We start from the raw sequence: 19450 nt of genomic DNA on the forward strand, positions 1-19450 counted from the left end.
AGTTGCAGATGACCACACGTTTTCCGGACACGTTTCTATGGGGCGGTGCGATAGCCGCCAATCAGGTTGAAGGTGCCTGGCAGGAAGAAGGAAAAGGCCTGTCGACCTCCGATTTACAACCCGAAGGTATTTTTGGCAAGCGCGTTGAGCGCAAGCCGGGTGATTTCAGTATTAAAGATGTTGCCATCGATTTTTATCATCGCTATCCGCAGGATATTAAGCTATTTGCGGAAATGGGGTTCACCGTGCTGCGTATTTCCATCGCCTGGACGCGTATTTTCCCGCAGGGCGACGAAAGCCAGCCAAACGAAGCGGGCCTGGCATTTTACGATCGTCTGTTTGCCGAAATGGCAAAATACAATATTGCCCCGATGGTGACCCTTTCGCACTATGAAATGCCTTACGGACTGATTAAAAATTATGGTGGCTGGGGCAACCGCAAAACCATTGGCTTTTTTGAGCACTATGCCCGAACGGTATTCCAGCGCTACAAAGACCGGGTTAAATACTGGCTGACCTTTAATGAAATCAACATGTCATTGCATGCCCCTTTTACCGGCGTGGGTCTACCCGAAGAGAGTGACAAACAGGCTGTCTATCAGGCTATCCATCATCAGCTGGTCGCCAGCGCGCGAGCGGTCAAGGCCTGTCATGAAATTGTCCCCAATGGGAAAATTGGCAATATGCTGTTGGGCGGCCTGCTTTATCCGCTCAGCTGTCGTCCGGCTGACATGCTGGAAACGCTGCAAAAAAATCGTGAGTGGCTGTTTTTTGGCGACGTGCAGGTACGCGGCTACTATCCCGCTTACATGAAACGCTTTTTTAAAGAACAGGGCATCACGCTTGCGATCGATGCTGAAGATAAAATCGATCTCCGGGAACCGGTCGATTATATCTCCTTCAGCTACTACATGACGGGCTGCGCCACCGCTAAAGAAAATCAGGATCGGCTGCGCGGTAATATTCTGGATATGGTGCCAAACCCGCATCTGCCCGCCTCTGAATGGGGCTGGCAGATTGACCCGCAGGGCTTGCGGCTGCTGATGAACACCCTTTATGACCGCTACGAAAAACCGCTGTTTATCGTCGAAAACGGCCTTGGCGCGCTTGATAAACAGGAAGCCTGCGGCAGCATTAACGATCATTACCGCATCGCCTACCTTAATGACCACCTGGTTCAGGTCCGCGAAGCTATTGAGGATGGCGTGGAGGTTTGGGGATATACCAGCTGGGGCCCCATAGACCTGGTTAGCGCCTCAAAAGCCCAGCTGTCTAAACGTTACGGATTTATTTATGTCGATCGTGATGACGACGGTAACGGTACGCTCGAACGTAAAAGAAAAAAAAGCTTTTACTGGTATCAGGAAGTCATTAAAAGCCAGGGCGAGTCACTGAAATAGTGTTTTCACGGCAGAATGATCTGCCGTGACCTTAATGGAAACTATTTTATCGGATCTGTTTCTATTTAGCGGATGAGATAAGGAATAATCAATGAAAAGGACCTCGCTAACGGCTTACTCCAGCAATCTTATTGCCTGGACGTTGTTAATCAATCTTTTTACCGCTGGCAGTGCTGTTGCTGATGAACAATGGCAAGGCGTTGCGTTGGGCTTTACGCCGCCGCAAACAGGATTATTGGGTAATATGGCTGGGATAAAACCCATCCTGGAAGAAAACGGCTTTCATTATAACCTCGGCTATTTAAGTCAGGTTTCTTATAATGCCGCAGGAGGATATAACCATGAGCCTCATGCGGCTTATATCGATCAATTTTCACTGACATTCCAGCAGGATCTTGCCGCGTTGACCGGTATTCCTGATGCAAAAATTGAAGGAAATATTGTTAACCGTAATCATGACGACAGCCTGACTACCCGACGATTGCAGGATCCTCGTGCCAATATCAGTGACATTTCTCAGGAAAGTTCAGGTCGCGGTTCTGTTACCCGTCTTGGCTGGCTGACATTTGCGCGCACGTTTAATCATCAGCGTCTTCACTGGCGAATCGGCATGATGAACAAAGTGCAGGATTTTGATCAAATTATCCCCTGTGATTTTCAGCTGCTGTCCCAGTGCGGTGGCAAATCTGCCTACGCTTTAACCTGGTATAACTGGAACGTGCACTATTGGGGAACGACTCTGCAATATAAGCTTAACGATGAACTCACCTTAAAAGCGGGATTGATGGAGCAAAATCCGCACAAGCAGGAACGCAGCCAGGCCTGGAGCGGGTCAACCAGAGGCAGCAAGGGGCTTCTGGTTCCGGTTGAACTGGAATTAAAAACCCATGTAAATGCCTTACCCGGCGCTTATAACCTCGGCCTGTTATTTACCAATGCCAGACAGCAGGATCTTTATAGGGGTAAGTCTGGCAGCACCGGCGCGGACGATCCGCTGGGCTATCGAAACCATAACCGCACCTGGTTTTTTTACGGCGGGCTTAACCAGCAGTTGACCCGCCATGGTGATGATGCATCACGTGGACTGAGTACCTCCTGGAGCATTGGGGTAAGCGACAAGCGCTCAAACTACCTGCGTCTGAATGTCGCGGCCTCACTGCGTTACCACGGGCTGATGGATGCCAGACCCGATGACTGGATTGGTTTTGGCGCCAGCTGGATTGAAATAAGCGACGATTACCGTCGCGACAGGCAATATCGTAATCAGCTACAGGGTGTAAGTGATTACAGTGACCCACGTTATCTGCCTCTGCCGGGGCACGCATTGAATGCAGAGCTGTATTACCGTGTACAGGCGACAAGCTGGCTGCAACTTCAGCCCGGTATTCAATACTGGCATCGCCCTGGTGGATTTAAAGAAACGCAGGATGCCTGGGTGACAGGCCTCAAAACGGTGGTGAAATTCTGAAGGCTATTCGCAGCGGCATGTCGATGGATACCGCTGCACTTTGCAGCATGAACGTGTGCGTCCCACACATCGCAGGTTGTCACCCATCGCCCGCAGACGTGGTGTGACGAGGGGCATTAGGCCTCATCTTCGCTTTCTTCGAGCGCCAGTGTTTCTTTACGCACACGTTCAATATGGATGGTGAGGAACATGCGTTCTTCCGTGCCAAGCGCGTAGTCATAAGTTTTAATCACATGCCGGTCGATTTTCTCCACGCATCGGTAGGCTTGCGGGTAGCGGCTGCGTACCACGTCATGGAGTGACACATCGTCACTGACCACTCCCTGCTTACCCAATATTCGCTGAGCAAAAAATTTCAGATGCGTAACAAAACGGTTGTAGCTGAGAGAGTCCGGCTGATAGGTGATTTGTAGCTGGTATTTTACGATATCGAGGATTTGCTGCATAAAGCGGGTGATATACATCACCTCCGGCATCTCGCTGTGCAGCTGAGCATTGATCAGATGCAGCGCGATAAACCCCGCTTCATCTTCTTCAAGCCTTACGTCTAAGCGCTGAAAAATAATCTCCAGCGCTGCCAGCCCAATCGCATATTCACGAGGATAGAGGGAACGGATCTCCCAGCGCAGCACATTACGCAGAGGGAGGTTTTCCCGCTGTCGCTGCACGGCAAAATTAATATGATCGGTCAGGCCTATCGCCAGGCTTTCGTGGAGATTGCCTGCAAACTCTTTACGGGCAAGCGCGATGATACACTCGCTGGTGGTGACGACTTCGATGGGGATTTCCAGCAGCAGTTCACCCAGTCGGCCGATCAATTCAGAACTTTGCAGCGCAAATGTTTTCTCCACGCACAGTGGGTTAATTTCCTCGCCCGCACTTTTATGAAAAGCCAGCCCGCGCCCCATAACAACCTGTTCCTTTCCCTGTGCGTCATGCACTATTGCAACGTTATTATTCAGTATCTTGATTATTTTCATATCCCGGCCTGCAATGAAAAAAAACCTGACGCCGGACGTTCATCCGGCTGTCAGGTTTTGCCTGCAGCGAAGCAGTAACAATCCAGCTGCTACCTTAATCCAATCTCATGAGAGCTCAAGCCTCCAGAAATGGAACTGTGATATGCTTCGAAAATTACTGTCTAATCAGCTATGTAGCGTTGCCGGGCATTTTGCCGCTTCCAGCTTTTTCAGCTCACTCATCCGTTCATTCGCATGTTTTTGCGCCAGTCCTTTCGCCACACCGTTGCCAATGCCGAAATCGCCAATAAAGCCAAGAACCGTCAGGCCATCAAATTTTCCTGTTTTATCAATCTGCGCCTGGATCTCCTGCTGGCTGGCGATCGCCTTCTCTACGGCCGGGCAATCCAGCGTGGTTTTTTGCACCGCGCTAACCGGCGGTGAAGCAGGATAACGTTTTAATGCACAACCCGTGAGCAGCAGTGAAAGACAAAGCAGAGCACACACTTTAACCATAAAACACCTGACCGAAAGAATGAAAACCTTATAGGAAACGCTATTATCTGGCATTTTATTAATAACGATGCGTTACAAAAGCGTATAAAGCGCACGTTAATTAATCAATAACCGATCGGCGCGCCATCCCCGCCTGGGTTAAAATCTTGCCCACAACCGGAGATGACTCACTGATTATGCTTAAGAATGTACATCGTTCGGCTGTAGGCCATATCTTCCGGGTTGGTAATCGGATATCCCTTCACCCATGGCTTGATCAACCGTCCATTGGTGTACTGATATAACGGTGCAATTGGCACCTGGTCAGCAATAATTTTTTCGGCGCGGTTATAGTCCTCATTACGGGAATCGCTGTTAGTTTCACGGCTGGCCTTCGCCAACAGCGCGTCGTACTCTGCACTGTTGAATTTAGCGATATTCCCGCTGTGGCTGGCAGTTAGCAGGCTGAGAAAGGTGGAGGGTTCGTTATAATCACCGACCCAGGAAGCACGGATCACATCAAAATTGCCACTGTTGCGGCTGTCAATGTAGGTTTTCCATTCCTGATTTTGCAGCTTCACGTTGACCCCAAGGTTCTTTTTCCACATTGAGGCTACTGCAATGGCGATTTTTTGATTATTTTCAGAGCTGTTGTAGAGTAATGTCAGATCCAGCGGATGATCAGGCCCATAGCCTGCCGCCGCCAGCAGCATTTTAGCCTGCGCGTTCAGCTCTTGTTGTGAATGCTGCTCCGGGAAGCCGGACTGTGGCCTGAAACCGGCCGTGACATCTGGCGTAAAGTGCCAGGCCGGTTTTTCACCGGTGCCTAACACCTTTTCAGCAACGATCTTTCTGTCGATGCTCCATGAAAGCGCCTTACGCACCCGCACGTCAGCAGTTGGACCTTTTACGGTATTGAACGCGTAATAATAGGTGCCCAGCTGATCTGGCGTGTAGACCTCACCCGGGATCTGTTTTTTCAGCAGCGCATACATATTTTTGGGAAATGATTCGGTGATATCAATATCGTTAGCCCGATAACGTTTGGTGGCGCTCGATTCTTCATTGATTGGCACAAAGGTGACTTTATTTAACACGCTGTGAGCGTTGTCCCAATAATGTTCGTTACGCACCAGCACCAGTTTTTCGTTAACAACGCGCTCCTGCAATTTATAAGCGCCATTCCCTACCATATTGCCCGGCTGTGTCCAGGCCTGGCCGGATTTTTCAATCGCCTTTGCCGAAACGGGGTACAGACTGAAATTGGACGTCAGGCCGAGGAAATACGGTACGGGTTTATCCAGCATGACTTTCAGCCGGCGATCGTCCAGCGCCACCACGCCAAGTTTATCGGGTGACATCTCGCCTTTGGTAATCGCGGCGGCGTTTTGCATACCGGCTAATTCAGCAAACCAGGCAAAAGTGGAACCAACTTTCGGATCGACCAGCCGTCGCCAGCTGTAAACAAAATCGTTCGCCGTAACCGGTTCGCCATCTGACCAGCGTGCATCTTTACGCAGAGTGAAGATCCATGTCTGGTTATCCGTCGTCTGCCATTGCGTCGCCACGCCCGGCACACTATTTCCTTTAGCGTCCTGGTTAGTCAGCCCTTCAAACAAATCACGAATAACCTGAATTTCAGGTAACCCGACAGCTTTCGCCGGATCGAGCGAAGCGGGTTCATCTTTGATATGCCGAACAATTTGTTGTACGGCAGCCAGGTCAGCGCCCGGCGGCACTTCAGCGGCATAAAGTGCGCCACTGGCCGCCATCGCCAGTAATGCCAGAGATAATTGAAAAGAATTGTGCATCAGGAAACCTCGCTAAATGCTTAAGAGCTAACAGTCGCACTTTAACGCAAATCGTTGATCGCCAGACACTCTTTTTCCATTGCTTTGCGCAACGGATCGAACTGCGCTTTTTTTCTGCTGAAATTTAAGCTAGCGTTAGCAAAACTTTTCGGGAGTTAAGTTATGTCGCGGATCCATCCACGTAGCGCGCGGGGAAAGCTGGAGATCGAATGTAAGATTTACGGGCACAGCGTGCTGGGCGCACCGCTGCTTTGGTTCCCAGCCCCCTTGGCAGATAGCGACAGCGGGCTGATCCTGGCTGGCACGCATGGCGATGAGGCCGCCGCAGTCGTCACGCTTTCCTGTGCTTTACGAACTTTGCAGCAGGAACACCGTCGACATCATGTGGTGCTGGCCGTTAATCCTGATGGCTGCCAGCTGGGTTTACGGGCTAACGCCCATGGCGTCGATTTGAATCGTAACTTTCCGGCGGCGAACTGGCAGTCTGGCGAGACGATTTATCGCTGGAACAGTGCGGCAGAAGAACGCGATGTGCGGCTCTCAACCGGCGACCGCGCAGGTTCTGAGCCGGAAACCCAAGCCCTTTGCAGCCTGATTTATCAGCTTAAACCGGCCTGGGTGGTCTCCTTTCATGAACCGCTGGCCTGTGTTGAAGATCCGCACAGCAGCAAACTGGGCGAATGGCTGGCAGAGAATATGTCGCTGCCGCTGGTGACAACCGTAGGCTATGCCACGCCAGGCTCCTTTGGCAGCTGGTGTGCCGATCTGAGCCTGCCGGTGATTACCGTTGAACTGCCGCCGGTTTCTACAGACGAGGCCAGTGAAAAGTACCTTGCGGCAATGGTAGATTTACTGAGCAAGCCCTCAGGAGAGGGTTATTCTGCCGCAGCTAAAGGGTAGAGCGGGATCAACATCCGCCGCGAGCCACGTTGGGCCGTCTAAATCCACGAAGCGAGCCGAATTTACTAACGGAAGCGCAGCGCTGATTGCACGAGATGTACACAGCATACAGCCGAGCATCACCTCAAAACCGGCGGCTTTTGCCGCCTGCACCAGCGCCAGCGCTTCGGTCAGGCCGCCCGTTTTATCCAGCTTGATATTCACCATCTCATAACGCCCTTTTAGCGCGGGCAGATCGGCTCGCGTGTGGCAGCTCTCATCAGCACAAATCGGTAACGGATGGATAAAGTTTTCCAGCATGGCATCGTCTGCGGCGGGAAGCGGCTGTTCGAGCATCACCACGTTTAGATCGGCCAGCAACTGGCATCTCGCCGCCAGCCCTTCACTGTGCCAGGACTCATTTGCATCCACAATCAGCGTAGCTTGCGGTACTGCTGTTCGTATCGCCACCAGCCGCTCGGTGATCAGCGAATTATCGAGTTTGATCTTCAGTAATCGTGCGCCGTTTTGCCACAATGCCAGCGCGCTGCTGGCCATCACTTCCGGCATTTCAATACTAACGGTTTGTGCCATCTCGATAATCGCTGGCGGTGTGGCACCGGTCAGTCGCCACAGGTCGCTATGTAGTTTACGGGCCTGAAGATCCCACAGCGCCGAGTCGATAGCATTACGGGCGCTTCCTGCGGGCAGCAGCGACTGAAGCTGTTCACGCGTCAGCCCCTGCTTCAGCGCATTAATCAGTAAGGCGATTTGCGCCAGCACCGATGCTTCGGTCTCACCATAGCGTGGATAGGGCGTACATTCTCCAATGCCTTTGATCCCTTCCTCTTCCACTTCTACTACCACAACGCCCGCTTCACTGCGCGCGCCACGCGCAATAGCAAACGGCGTATGCAACGGCCATGTTTCCGGATATACCTTCACTGCTCTCATCAACGGATCCTTAAAGAAGAGAAAGAATTGCTACCACAATACCTTAGCCATTGTGGCCGTATTTGCGTAATGAACAAGCTCAGGGCAGGTTTTTTCTGGGTGAGTTAGCCTGTATGGCTTACACTCAGAACAATGTTTACCGTGCATATAAGGAAAGATTATGTCTCAGACAGTACTTTTTCAGGGTAATCCGGTGCCTGTCGCCGGTCAAATCCCCACTCCGGGTCAGGCTGCGAAGCCGTTTACGCTGGTCGCAAAAGACTTTTCCGACGTTCCTCTTTCCCATTTTGCGGGCAAGCGTAAGGTGCTGAATATTTTTCCCAGTATTGATACTGGCGTTTGTGCCGCCTCGGTACGTAAATTTAATCAGCTTGCGGGCGAAATGGATAATGCGGTTGTGCTGTGCATCTCCTCCGATTTGCCGTTTGCCCTGTCGCGTTTTTGTGGTGCCGATGGGTTGAACAACGTCGTCACGCTTTCAACACTGCGTGGTGCGCAATTTAAAGAGGACTACGGTGTGGCGATTAGCGATGGCCCGCTTGAAGGGCTGGCTGCACGTGCGGTAGTGATCCTCGATGAACAGGATCGTGTCTTATACAGTCAGCTGGTTGAAGAGATCGCCACCGAGCCGGATTATGACGCCGCGCTTGCTGCACTAAAGTAAAGCACTAAGGCCAGTCGATGACTGGCTTTTTAAAAAAATTTGATTAACAGAAACAATACGCAAATTTAAATTAGTGAGTCACCGGTTTAACTAAATCAAGGCCAACACCAAGACGCACCGCATGGCGGGCATTGGTTACACCCAGTTTTTTGACAATATTTGCCATATGGAATTTAACCGTTGTCGTTTTAATTCCTAAAATAATTCCCGTTTCAAGATAGGTTTTACCTACGCTTGCCCAGTAAAGGATTTCGTTTTCGCGATCGGTGAAAAGGTTTTTATTAACTGAATGCAATTCGTTATTTTCAGAAAGCATCATCAGCGCCAGATACCGTTCATGTACGGTGGTAAGCAGAATGTTAATATCGCCCCGATGCTTGAAAAGAAAATCCTCGATTTCGTTTCTCCGTTCAGGATCGATAACAAAAGAGAGTGTTGCCATGTTGTTTTTATAATCATGCAAAACAAACGTATAGCCATTTTTCACATTATGATTTTTTGCTTTATCGAATATGCCCGGCGAGCAAAATTTATTATCCGTTTCTGTTTTTTCATCCCACAGGAATGGCGTCAACCGGTTAAGCGCGTTAATAACAACAGGATCGGTAAAGTGCAAACTTTGTTCCTGATAGGTTTTCACCCACTCTTCTGGATAATTGGTTGCAAAAAACTGCACAGACATTTTGTTTTTTGACAGCACAACATATGCCCATGTGAATTCTCCCAGCTTACCTAATGCTGAAGCTAAATTATCTTCAATTACTTTCAGAATATCCATTAACGAAGCTTCTCCCGATAATTCCCTGAATTTACCTGCAACCCAATATTGACTGTCGTACGCCTGAATCAAAGCCCAGGCCTTGCGGCCGGGGCTGTGTCGTTAATCGATATATTATTGCCGGCTGGCATGACGATGCTTTTTACACGGTTTCAGAAAAAATTTTTCCCGCGCTATTTCCCTTCACCCTCGCCTTTCTTCTGGCTCAGACCATATTCACGCAGCTTATTCGCAATCGCGGTGTGGGAAACGCCCAGCCGTTTAGCCAGCTTGCGCGTGCTGGGATAAGAGAGATACAGTCGGGTCAGCACTGACCGTTCAAAACGGCTGGTGATGTCATCCAGCGATCCTTCCATCGCCTCTTCGCCCAGCGGCATATCCGTAGCAAATTCCGGTAGCACGATATCCTGTGGACGCAGCTCATAGCCTTCCAGCTGAGTCAACGCGCGGTAAAGCGCATTTTTTAACTGACGAACGTTGCCCGGCCAGGTGTAGCGGCTGAGAAACGCATTGAGCTGCGCGGAGAGTTTCGGTCGGGCAACGCCCTGCTCGTCGGCAAAGCGAGCGACAAACATTTCCGTTAACGGCAGGATATCCTGGGGACGTTCGCGCAGCGGCGGCAGATTGAGCGTAAGCACGTTAAGGCGGTAAAAAAGATCTTCGCGAAACTCGCCGCGATGCACCATCTCGGTAAGATTTTTTTGTGTGGCGCAGATTACGCGCACATCAACTTTGACCTCATGTTCTTCGCCCACCCGCCGGAAGGTACCGTCGTTAAGGAAACGTAGCAGCTTGGTTTGCATGCGTGGCGTCATTTCGCCAATTTCATCCAGCAGAACCGAACCGCCGTTCGCCTGTTCAAAAAAGCCTTTTTTGCCTTCCAGCGCGTTCGGGTAGGCGCCTGCGGCATGACCGAACAGTTCGCTTTCAGCAACGTCATCCGGCAGGGAAGCACAGTTCAGCGCCAGGAACGGTTTCTTACCGCGCGCACTGCGTAAATGACAGGCACGCGCGAGCATATCTTTGCCCGTACCGGTATCACCGACAATCAGCAACGGCGCATCCAGCATCGCCAGCTTGCGCGCCTGATCCACCACCTGACGCATTTTAGGGGTAACCGCAACAATATGCTGAAACTCGCTGTCGTCATTTACCGCCAGGTTTTGCAGCTGCTGTCCCATTCTGGCCGTTGATTTCAGCATCACCACAGCGCCTACCGGGTTACCCGGCTGCTCATTTTCTCCCGGCGCGAAAATCGGGGTAATTTCCATCAGGAAATCGCGTCCCTGAATCACAACATGGTGGGCCTGAGGCTCAATGCGCTCGCTTTCCAGCCAGCGCTGAAAATTAAAACCAGCAATCAGCGCACCGGCACCAAAATTGCGCATTTTGTCTTCGTTAAGTGAAAACAGCGCCTGCGCCGCCGGGTTTGCCAGCTCCACTTTGCTTTTCAAATCAATGGAGAAAACCGGCTCAGGCAAGGCGATTAGCAGCGCGCTGAGAGCACGATGCTCCCGCTCGGAAGGTAAAAATGTAATGGTGCGCACGTCCGTCACGCTGGGAATACGGCGAATTTCTGCCATCAGCTGGCTGAATTGATCAAACGAAACGGGCGTGAAATTGAGGTAAATACGCCCAATCGGTGCGATCTCGATTCCCCGCAAGTCAATGTTTCTTTCTACCAGTAAATCAAGCAGTTCACGGGTCAGACCAAGGCGGTCGTGGCAAAATACTTCCAGACGCATGTAGAGCAACCTTCTTATTGTTCGGGCGATAACGAATAATACTCCATTGGTGCAGGCGTCAGAAGCATTCTGGAATGAAAAGTTGACAGTCGGCTACTTCTGCATCGTTTCTTTCAGCTGGGTAACCAAATCACGCCGAAAATCGCCAAGACGAGGCTTATCATTTTCCAGCCACGGCAGCGGTCGACACAGCTCCATGGTTTTTACGCCCAGGCGTGCGGTCAATAACCCCGCGCCAATGCCCTGAGCCGCTCGCGCAGAAAATCGGGCGGCCAGATCCTGCGACATCCAGTCCATCCCCACTTCACGCACCAGTTCAGAAGCACCGGCAAAAGCCATATTTAACAGCACCAGACGGAATAAACGAAGGCGGCTGAAGTAGCCCAGCTCAATGCCATAGATCACGGCGATACGGTTGACCAGCCGCAGATTACGCCAGGCGATAAACGCCATATCCACCAGCGCCAGCGGGCTGACGGCAATCATCAGGGTTGATTCTGCCGCGCTGCGACCGATTTCACGACGAGCCTGAAGATCGAGCACCGGCTGTACCAGCTGGGCGTAAAGCGCAACGATTTCCCGATCGTTGTGCGTTTCATGAAGCGATGCCTGCCAGCGCTGTAAAGCCGGATGCCCCTGATCCAGCCCCGCCTGACGCGCCAGCTTTTCGCAAAACTCGCGCCCTTTTCCCACGCCATGGCTGTGTAACAAATCACGGGCCACGTCGCGTTCTTCTGCTCTTTCACGCAGCCGGTAAAGTCGCCGCCATTCGGCAATTAGCGAACCGGCACCGGCACAAACAACGAGCCCCCCCGCCACGCAGCCGCCCATCGCAATCCAGTCTTGCTGCACCCAGGCGTTATGCGCCCACTGTACGCCCTGCGCAACAATGCTTGCGCCAAATACCGCCAGCCCGGCCTTGACCATTTTTCGCCACAGGCTGCGTTTGGGCCTGAGCGCGGCCTCAACGGCTTTTTCGCCAGCGCCTTCCTCTTCAGCAGGCCGTTCGGGGTCTACTGCGACAAATCGCTCATCCTGTTGGGCAAAAAAATGCGCCGCTTTCAGCGTGTCGGTTTTCTCTGTTTCCAGCGGTTGAGCAAAATCAATCCGTGGTTTAATCGGGCTGTTCATCGCAATTTATCTCCCAGCAAAAATTCCAGCGCCGCATCCAGACGAATGTGCGGTAAAGGACGATCGGCATCCTGTTCCTGTGGCCTGAACTGCTCAAAATGAAATCCCTGCTGCTGCCAGAACGCGTTACCCGGCAGTCGCGGCGGCACTTCGCCGGGATAAACGGTTAGCGGCGCATTATCCGTTAGCCGGTGACCGCGTAACGCAGGAATTTTTTCACCGTTGTGATCCACTAAGCCACTTTGCGTCGCCTGTACCGAAGCCAGCCCAACGCAGTCCATCGTAATGCCTTCGAACGCGGCGTTCTGCCAGGCATCCTGCACCAGCTGTTGCAGGAGCGAAACCAGATTAGCGTGCTGATCGCTGGTAACGTGATCCGCTTTGGTTGCGGCAAATAAGAGCTTGTCGATAACCGGCGAGAAGAGCCGACGGAACAGCGTTCGCTGCCCGTAAGAGAAACTCTGCATCAGCTGTGTCAGGGCAAGGCGCATATCATTAAACGCCTGCGGCCCGCTGTTAAGGGGCTGCAAACAGTCCACCAGCACGATTTGCCGGTCGAAACGCAAAAAATGATTTTTGTAGAAGCCTTTAACGACATGCTGACAATAATAGTTGTAACGAGCACGTAGCATGCCGATATTGGTACTGGCATCCGCCTGCGCCAGTCTCGACTCGTTAACATCGCGAGTCTGTGGCCAGGGGAAAAACTGTAAAGCGGGCGCACCTGCCATATCGCCAGGCAGCACAAAACGCCCCGGCTGGATAAAGTGCAGCCCTTCCTGCTTACACTTCAGCAGATAATCGGTCCAGGCCGCAGCAATGGCCGCCAGACGGTTTTCGTCTGCCGGTGCGAGCGGATCCAGATCGGCACAGCGTTTTTGCCAGGTCTTCGACCAGTCGGCGCGATCGCCCTGAAGCAGCCCGGTCATTTGCCGTGACCAGCTGAGATAATCCTGCGCCAGCATCGGCAGATCCAACAGCCATTCACCGGGATAATCGACAATTTCCAGATACAGCGTGGCGGTTTCTTTAAAATGGCGCAGCAGGGATTCGCGAGAGCGGTAACGCAGCGCCAGCCGCATCTCACTGACGCCCCGCGTGGGCGTTGGCCAGTCAGGCGGCGAACCATACAGCTGCGATAAGCCTTCGTCATAGGTAAATCGTTGAATGCCCATATCGCGTTGCGGGACGCGCTTCACGCCCAGCAGGCGCTCTTCCCGCACGGCAGAAAACATCGGTAGCCGCGCGCCGGCATTAACGTTCAGAAGCTGGCTGACCAGCGAGGTGATAAAAGCCGTTTTGCCGCTGCGGCTAAGTCCCGTGACCGCCAGGCGCAGATGGCGGTCTGCACCTCTGTTCATTAGCGACAGCAATTCATTTTGAAGTCGTTTCATGCGAGTAACCAATGCCTTTTTTGAGCGAGCTATCCCTTTTTAAACGCCAGGCGTAGCAAATATTTAAAAATAACGCTTGAGGAGCCTTAGCGGTTCCAGCGGGAAGTGACGCCGCGCAGCGCACGACGGATAAGCGGTTCCAACGCCCAGGCCAGCACGATTTTAAGCGGTTTACGGGCGACGGATTTCACCGCCCAGCCGGTCAGGCCTGCGGGGCCGTAATTCAGTGCGCCGATCAGCGCAAATTTTCCGGCCGCCTTTAGCGCGGGCGCGGCATTACGACGAAAACCAGATTGCCAGTTGTGCATATTTCTCTCCAGAAAACTGGCGGCCTGACGCGGCCAGCCAGAGCGGTTACAGCTGACGGAAACGACTCCGCACGCTGAAAGTTTCCGAGGTGACGTAGCGTTCTATTTCACGCAGGTTTGCTTCGCCGCCGTTAAGTTCAGCATCAAGCTTTTCTAACAGCATATGCGCCGTCGGCCTGTTTTCTTCTTCGCGCGCAACGCTTTCAGGCATTTCATCCAGTACAAAAGCCAGCACGAAATAGACGATGGTGGTCACCATGAACAAGCCAAAAATCATCGACAGCACCACGATCACCCGAACCAGGCGTACCGGAATATCAAGGTATTCAGCCACGCCGGCACACACGCCTTTCACTTTACCGCGTGAGGGAATGCGGTAAAGCTTTTTGCCGTTAGCCATCATGACTGCCTCCAGTTCGGATGTTCTGCATCAAGGATCTCCTCCAGCGCCTGAATGCGTTCACGCATGCGCCGGGCGTCCTGAGTTAACTGTTGCAGACGCTGTAGCTCGCTGTTAGACAGTGCCGTATTGCCGCTCTGACGGCTGTAGTGCAGCCACAGCCAGATTGGCGCGACAAAAAGCACGAAAATGGTCAACGGTATAGCCAGAAATAATGCGCTCATTTACTCTCCTTGAAAATTCAGGCAAAGGTCAGTGGGCATCTTCAGCGGATGCCCCACACAGACGTTACTCGCTGCGGTTCATTTTTGCTTTCAGCGCGGCCAGCTGAGCAGAAATTTCATCATCGGCCTGAAGCTCAGCGAACTGCTGATCGAGGTTTTTCTGCTTGCCAAAGCTGTGGCTTTCCGCCTCGGCTTCCATATGATCGATCCGGCGTTCAAACGATTCAAAACGCGCCATCGCTTCATCGATTTTACCGCTGTCCAGCTGGCGGCGTACATCACGTGAAGAGGAGGCAGCCTGGTGGCGCAGCGTCAACGCCTGCTGACGGGCACGGGTTTCGCTGAGTTTTTTCTCCAGCTCACCAATTTCACCTTTCATCCGCAGCAGCGTTTCTTCTACCTGCTCCGCTTCGGTTTTCAGCGAAACGGTCAGATCGGTCAGTTTCTGCTTCTCAATCAGCGCGGCACGCGCCAGATCGTCTTTATCTTTACGCAGCGCCAGTTCGGCTTTTTCCTGCCATTCCGCCTGCTGGTATTCAGCCTGTTCGATACGACGCAGGAGCTGTTTCTTTTCAGCCAGCGCCCGGGCGGACGTGGAGCGGACTTCAACCAGCGTATCTTCCATTTCCTGAATCATCAGGCGGACAAGTTTCTGCGGATCTTCCGCTTTCTCCAGCAGTGAATTGATGTTGGCATTCACGATGTCGGCAAAACGAGAAAAAATACCCATAATCACACTCCTCAATTATTTATTTATGCGCGGTGCGCTGTGAGGAGTAATACAAATAGCGTGCCAGTTTTTATCTTATTGATTTATCAGGATTGACAGAGTTTACACCTCGTCGTCATTCAGATAAGGTGGTGTAAATAACCAATATGTGGTGAATTTCATGAGCGAACAGGAAACGCTGTTAGGCGAATCTAATAACTTTCTGGAAGTGCTGGAGCAGGTTTCACGCCTGGCGCCGCTGAACAAACCAGTGTTGGTTATCGGTGAGCGAGGTACCGGTAAAGAGCTTATCGCCAGCCGTTTGCATTATCTTTCCGACCGCTGGCAGGGGCCTTTTATCTCACTCAACTGCGCGGCGCTGAACGAAAACCTGCTTGATTCAGAACTGTTCGGCCATGAAGCCGGCGCGTTTACCGGCGCGCAAAAACGCCATCTCGGGCGATTCGAACGTGCCGATGGCGGTACGCTGTTTCTGGACGAGCTGGCTACCGCCCCGATGCTGGTGCAGGAAAAACTGCTGAGAGTGATTGAATATGGCCACCTTGAACGCGTAGGCGGCAGCCAGCCGCTTCAGGTCAGCGTGCGGCTGGTTTGCGCCACCAATGCCGATTTGCCGCTGCTGGCGGAACAGGGGCAGTTTCGTGCCGATCTGCTGGATCGGCTGGCCTTTGACGTGGTACAGCTACCGCCGTTGCGAGAACGTCGCAGCGATATCCTGGTCATGGCTGAACATTTTGCCATTCAGATGTGCCGTGAGCTTGGGTTAGCTTATTTCCCTGGGTTTTCCGCTGCGGCGCAACAAATGCTGTTGGACTACGGCTGGCCGGGCAACGTGCGGGAACTCAAAAACGTGGTGGAACGTTCGGTTTATCGACACAGCGAACCAGACGAAGAACTTAATGCCATTATTATCAATCCGTTCCAGCCTCGGCATCCGCAAGCTTCACCTGCGGATGCCACGACGGCAACGTCCCCTTCACTGCCGCTGGACTTACGCCGCTGGCAGAATCAGCAGGAAAAGACGCTGCTGGCAAAGAGTTTGCAGCAGGCCCGGTTTAATCAACGTCGCGCCGCTGAACTACTCGGCGTGACCTACCATCAGCTCAGGGCGATGATGAAAAAGCACAATGTTGAGATCAATGGCGAAACATAGCTCTCGCATTAAACAGACAAAAAATGCGCAATTTTATGGGTTTATTGCGACTGGGGTATCAATTTCGCCATAACCCTGTAGGGTGCACTCATCAGTACCCGCAAGCGTGTGCTGGTAAAATGGATTCCCTTTTGTCAGATTTATTGCCCGGTAACGCGGGCCTTTTTAATACCCTTATATTGAACAGGCGAGGTACTCCTACTACCTCGCAAGTGGGATGAAGCCTGCACAGGATGCAGGCTTTTTCTCGTCTGTCTGCATGACCGCAAGGCGCATGTTTATCACCATATTGCCTCTCAAACGCTTCTCTGCCAGCCGCTTATAATCAGGATTGTGCCTTTAGCAGCGACGCGTAAATCGCATAATTTTCCTGTTCAAAGCAGACGATATTAATATGATCAATATTCTCATTTGCCCTTGCTGAAATAACCTCAAGCGCAATTTCCGCCGCTAACGCTTTTGGAAAACGATAAATTCCGGTGCTGATATTAGGAAAAGAAACGGATTTTATCTGGTACTGGGCGATGAGATCAAAACAGCGATTCCAGGCGTTTCTTAACAGCGCCTGTTCTCCGCTTTTCCCGCCGTTCCATACCGGTCCTACGGTATGAATGACATAACTGGCTGGAAGATTGCCTGCGCGGGTAATAACGGCATCGCCCGTTTTGCAACTTCCCTGACGACTGATAATTTCACGGCACTCTGCGAGGATCGTTTTACCTCCAGCCCGATGTATGGCGCCGTCCACGCCTCCGCCTCCGAGCAGAGAAGAGTTCGCCGCATTGACGATCGCTTCAACAGGAATCTGAGTAATATCGCCTTGCAAAAGATTGATTTTACAATTCATAAGCGCTCCTTTTCGACAGGCTAAGTATAGTCGATGGCTCGCCCCGCATTGCCCTTCTGCTGTGCGTTTGCGGCCAGCCTGCTTTGCGGTTTTCTGCATCAGCTGCCGGAACAGCTATCGCCTCCACGTCGGGATCTGACATAAAAAAAGCCCGCGCAAGGCGGGCTAAAAATACTGGAAGCAATGTGAGCAATGTCGTGCGTTTCAGCGGTAGAGCCACCGTCGAAGCGCAGGTGAATAATAATCATTCTCAACCAAACTTGTAAAGCAGTTTGTTGAGAATCTTTCTCATTTCCATAGCAAGACTGGGCGTATTCTTCATCGCCCGGGCTTTATTAAGCACAGGGTTATTTTGTCCTCAGGTCGTCAACGCGCCTGACTGCTATTTCGCTTTCGCATGAAAAATCGTCACTTGCCCAGGCAAACTTTGGGCGACGCCGCAGAGTGCGGTACACTCTGACTATTGCCTGATATTTCAGATGACTTATGCGCACATTTCTCTCTTTTCTTTTCGCTGGCCTGAGCCTGTTCAGTGCTGCAGTTTGCGCCGCCGCGCCGGATGATATCCGCCAGAGCGGCTTTGTTTACTGCGTTAATGGCGCGGTAACCACCTTTAATCCGCAGATGGCCAGCGGCGGGCTGGTCGTGGATACGCTGGCGGCCCAGCTGTACGATCGCCTGCTGGATGTCGATCCCTATACATACCGGTTAATTCCGGAACTGGCCGAACGCTGGGAGGTGCTGGACGATGGTGCAACTTACCGTTTTCACCTGCGACACAATGTCGCCTTCCAGAAAACCAGCTGGTTTGTGCCCACCCGGCCATTAAATGCGGATGACGTGGTATTTAGCTTTGAGCGCATTTTTAATCGTAAGTCGCCGTGGCACGACGTCAACGGCGGCAGCTATCCTTACTTTGACAGCCTGCAATTTTCTGATGCGGTGCAAAGCGTCAGGAAGCTGAATAACGATACCGTAGAGATCCGGCTGAACAGCCCCGATGCCTCTTTTCTCTGGCATATGGCAACACATTACGCCCCGGTGCTGTCGGCAGAATATGCGGCGAAGCTGGCAAAGATCGATCATCAGGAACAGCTGGATCGTCAGCCCATCGGCACGGGACCGTTCCAGCTGAGTGAATACCGCACCGGCCAGTATATTCGCCTGGCGCGCAATCCGGGTTACTGGAAAGGACTGCCACGCATGTCGCAGGTAGTGATTGATATGGGCGCTGGCGGTACCGGGCGTCTTTCCAAGCTGCTGACCGGGGAATGTGATGTGCTGGCCTATCCCGCCGCCAGCCAAATCTCTATTTTGCGCGACGATCCGCGTTTGCGGCTAACGTTGCGGCCAGGCATGAACATTGCCTATCTGGCTTTTAATACCCGTAAAGCGCCGCTGGATCGCCCTGAAGTGCGTCAGGCGCTGGCGCTGGCGATTAACAATGAGCGTCTGATGGAGTCTATCTGGTACGGCACGGCAGAAACGGCAGCGTCGATTTTGCCACGTGCATCATGGGCTTATGATAATGATGCTCGGGTGACAGAATATAATCCGCAGAAGGCACGTGAACAGCTGAAGGCGCTGGGGGTCGAAAATTTGCAGCTGACTTTATGGGCACCCTCGGCTTCCCAGGCGTGGAATCCCAGCCCGTTGAAAACCGCCGAGCTGATTCAGGCCGATCTGGCTCAGGTGGGCGTGACGGTGAAAATCGTGCCGGTCGAAGGACGTTTTCAGGAAGCGCGCCTGATGGAGATGAATCACGATCTGACCTTAACGGGCTGGGCGACGGACAGTAACGATCCGGACAGTTTCTTCCGCCCGCTGTTAAGCTGCGCCGCAATTAGTTCGCAGACTAACTTCGCGCACTGGTGCGATACTTCCTTTGATGAAACGCTGCACAAAGCGCTCCTCTCTCAACAGCTGGCATCGCGGATTGAATATTACAGCCGTGCCCAGGCGCAGCTGGCACAAAAGCTTCCGGTGCTGCCACTGGCTTATTCGTTGCGCCTACAGGCTTACCGATACGATATTCATGGTCTGGTATTAAGCCCGTTTGGCAATGCATCGTTTGCCGGTGTTTATCGTGATAAAGGCGGGGTGAAATAAA

Annotated in this window: 19 protein-coding genes; 6 read left to right on the forward strand and 13 right to left on the reverse strand. The window is 52.3% G+C overall.

What is annotated here, in order from left to right; genetic code table 11:
* Positions 1 to 8 precede the first annotated feature (8 nt).
* Positions 9 to 1400 carry a glycoside hydrolase family 1 protein gene (locus tag EHV07_RS11665; protein WP_147198091.1) on the forward strand — a complete coding sequence of 464 codons (1392 nt, stop codon included), beginning with the start codon at positions 9 to 11 and terminating at the stop codon, positions 1398 to 1400.
* A gap of 91 nt (positions 1401 to 1491) precedes the next feature.
* On the forward strand, positions 1492 to 2868 hold the full coding sequence (locus EHV07_RS11670) for a carbohydrate porin (RefSeq protein WP_147198092.1): 1377 nt from the start codon (positions 1492 to 1494) through the stop codon (positions 2866 to 2868).
* A gap of 116 nt (positions 2869 to 2984) precedes the next feature.
* Here the strand turns inward: EHV07_RS11670 and licT are convergent, their stop codons facing one another.
* From licT to EHV07_RS11685, 3 genes are all read right to left on the reverse strand, one after another.
* On the reverse strand, positions 2985 to 3848 hold the full coding sequence (licT, locus tag EHV07_RS11675) for a BglG family transcription antiterminator LicT (RefSeq protein ID WP_147198093.1): 864 nt from the start codon (positions 3846 to 3848) through the stop codon (positions 2985 to 2987).
* A gap of 165 nt (positions 3849 to 4013) precedes the next feature.
* Positions 4014 to 4343, reverse strand: a complete 330-nt coding sequence (locus EHV07_RS11680; protein WP_147198095.1) for a hypothetical protein — start codon at positions 4341 to 4343, stop codon at positions 4014 to 4016.
* A gap of 167 nt (positions 4344 to 4510) precedes the next feature.
* The gene (locus EHV07_RS11685; RefSeq protein ID WP_371419688.1) at positions 4511 to 6094 is read right to left on the reverse strand and encodes an ABC transporter substrate-binding protein; all 1584 of its coding nucleotides are present in this window, start codon (positions 6092 to 6094) and stop codon (positions 4511 to 4513) included.
* A 201-nt stretch (positions 6095 to 6295) separates the two neighbouring features.
* Here EHV07_RS11685 and mpaA point away from each other — a divergent pair, with 201 nt between their 5' ends.
* Positions 6296 to 7033, forward strand: coding sequence for a murein tripeptide amidase MpaA (gene mpaA, locus EHV07_RS11690; RefSeq protein WP_147198099.1), 738 nt, complete (start codon positions 6296 to 6298; stop codon positions 7031 to 7033).
* Here mpaA and ycjG read toward each other — a convergent pair.
* On the reverse strand, positions 6998 to 7966 hold the full coding sequence (gene ycjG / locus EHV07_RS11695) for an L-Ala-D/L-Glu epimerase (RefSeq protein WP_147198101.1): 969 nt from the start codon (positions 7964 to 7966) through the stop codon (positions 6998 to 7000). The two genes, mpaA and ycjG, sit on opposite strands and share 36 nt — an antisense overlap.
* A 160-nt stretch (positions 7967 to 8126) precedes the next feature.
* On the opposite strand from ycjG, the gene tpx reads away from it, so the two are divergent.
* Positions 8127 to 8630 carry a thiol peroxidase gene (gene tpx / locus EHV07_RS11700; RefSeq protein WP_147198102.1) on the forward strand — a complete coding sequence of 168 codons (504 nt, stop codon included), beginning with the start codon at positions 8127 to 8129 and terminating at the stop codon, positions 8628 to 8630.
* 70 nt (positions 8631 to 8700) lie between these two features.
* Here tpx and EHV07_RS11705 read toward each other — a convergent pair whose 3' ends face one another.
* The 8 genes from EHV07_RS11705 to pspA form a co-directional block, all read right to left on the reverse strand.
* Positions 8701 to 9408, reverse strand: a complete 708-nt coding sequence (locus EHV07_RS11705; RefSeq protein WP_147198105.1) for a LuxR family transcriptional regulator — start codon at positions 9406 to 9408, stop codon at positions 8701 to 8703.
* A gap of 173 nt (positions 9409 to 9581) precedes the next feature.
* Positions 9582 to 11153, reverse strand: a complete 1572-nt coding sequence (gene tyrR / locus EHV07_RS11710) for a transcriptional regulator TyrR (protein WP_147198107.1) — start codon at positions 11151 to 11153, stop codon at positions 9582 to 9584.
* Positions 11154 to 11246: 93 nt separating this feature from the next.
* Positions 11247 to 12284: a YcjF family protein gene (locus tag EHV07_RS11715; RefSeq protein WP_147198109.1), complete on the reverse strand. Its 1038-nt coding sequence runs from the start codon at positions 12282 to 12284 to the stop codon at positions 11247 to 11249.
* On the reverse strand, positions 12281 to 13678 hold the full coding sequence (locus tag EHV07_RS11720; RefSeq protein WP_147198111.1) for a YcjX family protein: 1398 nt from the start codon (positions 13676 to 13678) through the stop codon (positions 12281 to 12283). The genes EHV07_RS11715 and EHV07_RS11720 overlap by 4 nt, the downstream gene beginning before the upstream one ends.
* A gap of 86 nt (positions 13679 to 13764) precedes the next feature.
* Positions 13765 to 13986 carry a phage shock protein PspD gene (gene pspD / locus EHV07_RS11725; RefSeq protein ID WP_147198113.1) on the reverse strand — a complete coding sequence of 74 codons (222 nt, stop codon included), beginning with the start codon at positions 13984 to 13986 and terminating at the stop codon, positions 13765 to 13767.
* Positions 13987 to 14032: 46 nt separating this feature from the next.
* Positions 14033 to 14386 carry an envelope stress response membrane protein PspC gene (pspC, locus tag EHV07_RS11730; protein ID WP_147200607.1) on the reverse strand — a complete coding sequence of 118 codons (354 nt, stop codon included), beginning with the start codon at positions 14384 to 14386 and terminating at the stop codon, positions 14033 to 14035.
* Positions 14386 to 14610 carry an envelope stress response membrane protein PspB gene (gene pspB, locus EHV07_RS11735; protein WP_147198115.1) on the reverse strand — a complete coding sequence of 75 codons (225 nt, stop codon included), beginning with the start codon at positions 14608 to 14610 and terminating at the stop codon, positions 14386 to 14388. Before pspB ends, pspC begins: the two co-directional genes overlap by 1 nt.
* 64 nt (positions 14611 to 14674) lie before the next feature.
* Positions 14675 to 15340 (reverse strand): phage shock protein PspA, encoded by a 666-nt coding sequence (gene pspA / locus EHV07_RS11740; protein WP_147198117.1) that lies wholly within the window; start codon positions 15338 to 15340, stop codon positions 14675 to 14677.
* 160 nt (positions 15341 to 15500) lie between these two features.
* On the opposite strand from pspA, the gene pspF reads away from it, so the two are divergent.
* Positions 15501 to 16493, forward strand: coding sequence for a phage shock protein operon transcriptional activator (gene pspF, locus EHV07_RS11745; protein WP_147198119.1), 993 nt, complete (start codon positions 15501 to 15503; stop codon positions 16491 to 16493).
* Positions 16494 to 16818: 325 nt separating this feature from the next.
* Here pspF and EHV07_RS11750 read toward each other — a convergent pair whose 3' ends face one another.
* Positions 16819 to 17340, reverse strand: coding sequence for an O-acetyl-ADP-ribose deacetylase (locus EHV07_RS11750; protein ID WP_147200608.1), 522 nt, complete (start codon positions 17338 to 17340; stop codon positions 16819 to 16821).
* 486 nt (positions 17341 to 17826) lie between these two features.
* Here EHV07_RS11750 and sapA point away from each other — a divergent pair, with 486 nt between their 5' ends.
* Positions 17827 to 19449, forward strand: coding sequence for an ABC transporter substrate-binding protein SapA (sapA, locus tag EHV07_RS11755; RefSeq protein WP_147198121.1), 1623 nt, complete (start codon positions 17827 to 17829; stop codon positions 19447 to 19449).
* The last annotated feature ends 1 nt before the right edge of the window (position 19450 follow it).

The organism is Pantoea sp. CCBC3-3-1 (assembly GCF_007981265.1).
GTDB lineage: Bacteria > Pseudomonadota > Gammaproteobacteria > Enterobacterales > Enterobacteriaceae > Erwinia.

What these genes read in the sequence shown, in the direction of transcription:
- EHV07_RS11665 (WP_147198091.1), top strand. Translation starts at nt 9, where the DNA reads ATGACCACACGTTTTCCGGACACGTTTCTATGGGGCGGTGCGATAGCC.
- EHV07_RS11670 (WP_147198092.1), top strand. Translation starts at nt 1,492, where the DNA reads ATGAAAAGGACCTCGCTAACGGCTTACTCCAGCAATCTTATTGCCTGG.
- licT (WP_147198093.1), bottom strand. Translation starts at nt 3,848, where the DNA reads ATGAAAATAATCAAGATACTGAATAATAACGTTGCAATAGTGCATGAC.
- EHV07_RS11680 (WP_147198095.1), bottom strand. Translation starts at nt 4,343, where the DNA reads ATGGTTAAAGTGTGTGCTCTGCTTTGTCTTTCACTGCTGCTCACGGGT.
- EHV07_RS11685 (WP_371419688.1), bottom strand. Translation starts at nt 6,094, where the DNA reads ATGGCGGCCAGTGGCGCACTTTATGCCGCTGAAGTGCCGCCGGGCGCT.
- mpaA (WP_147198099.1), top strand. Translation starts at nt 6,296, where the DNA reads ATGTCGCGGATCCATCCACGTAGCGCGCGGGGAAAGCTGGAGATCGAA.
- ycjG (WP_147198101.1), bottom strand. Translation starts at nt 7,966, where the DNA reads ATGAGAGCAGTGAAGGTATATCCGGAAACATGGCCGTTGCATACGCCG.
- tpx (WP_147198102.1), top strand. Translation starts at nt 8,127, where the DNA reads ATGTCTCAGACAGTACTTTTTCAGGGTAATCCGGTGCCTGTCGCCGGT.
- EHV07_RS11705 (WP_147198105.1), bottom strand. Translation starts at nt 9,408, where the DNA reads ATGGATATTCTGAAAGTAATTGAAGATAATTTAGCTTCAGCATTAGGT.
- tyrR (WP_147198107.1), bottom strand. Translation starts at nt 11,153, where the DNA reads ATGCGTCTGGAAGTATTTTGCCACGACCGCCTTGGTCTGACCCGTGAA.
- EHV07_RS11715 (WP_147198109.1), bottom strand. Translation starts at nt 12,284, where the DNA reads ATGAACAGCCCGATTAAACCACGGATTGATTTTGCTCAACCGCTGGAA.
- EHV07_RS11720 (WP_147198111.1), bottom strand. Translation starts at nt 13,678, where the DNA reads ATGAAACGACTTCAAAATGAATTGCTGTCGCTAATGAACAGAGGTGCA.
- pspD (WP_147198113.1), bottom strand. Translation starts at nt 13,986, where the DNA reads ATGCACAACTGGCAATCTGGTTTTCGTCGTAATGCCGCGCCCGCGCTA.
- pspC (WP_147200607.1), bottom strand. Translation starts at nt 14,386, where the DNA reads ATGGCTAACGGCAAAAAGCTTTACCGCATTCCCTCACGCGGTAAAGTG.
- pspB (WP_147198115.1), bottom strand. Translation starts at nt 14,610, where the DNA reads ATGAGCGCATTATTTCTGGCTATACCGTTGACCATTTTCGTGCTTTTT.
- pspA (WP_147198117.1), bottom strand. Translation starts at nt 15,340, where the DNA reads ATGGGTATTTTTTCTCGTTTTGCCGACATCGTGAATGCCAACATCAAT.
- pspF (WP_147198119.1), top strand. Translation starts at nt 15,501, where the DNA reads ATGAGCGAACAGGAAACGCTGTTAGGCGAATCTAATAACTTTCTGGAA.
- EHV07_RS11750 (WP_147200608.1), bottom strand. Translation starts at nt 17,340, where the DNA reads ATGAATTGTAAAATCAATCTTTTGCAAGGCGATATTACTCAGATTCCT.
- sapA (WP_147198121.1), top strand. Translation starts at nt 17,827, where the DNA reads ATGCGCACATTTCTCTCTTTTCTTTTCGCTGGCCTGAGCCTGTTCAGT.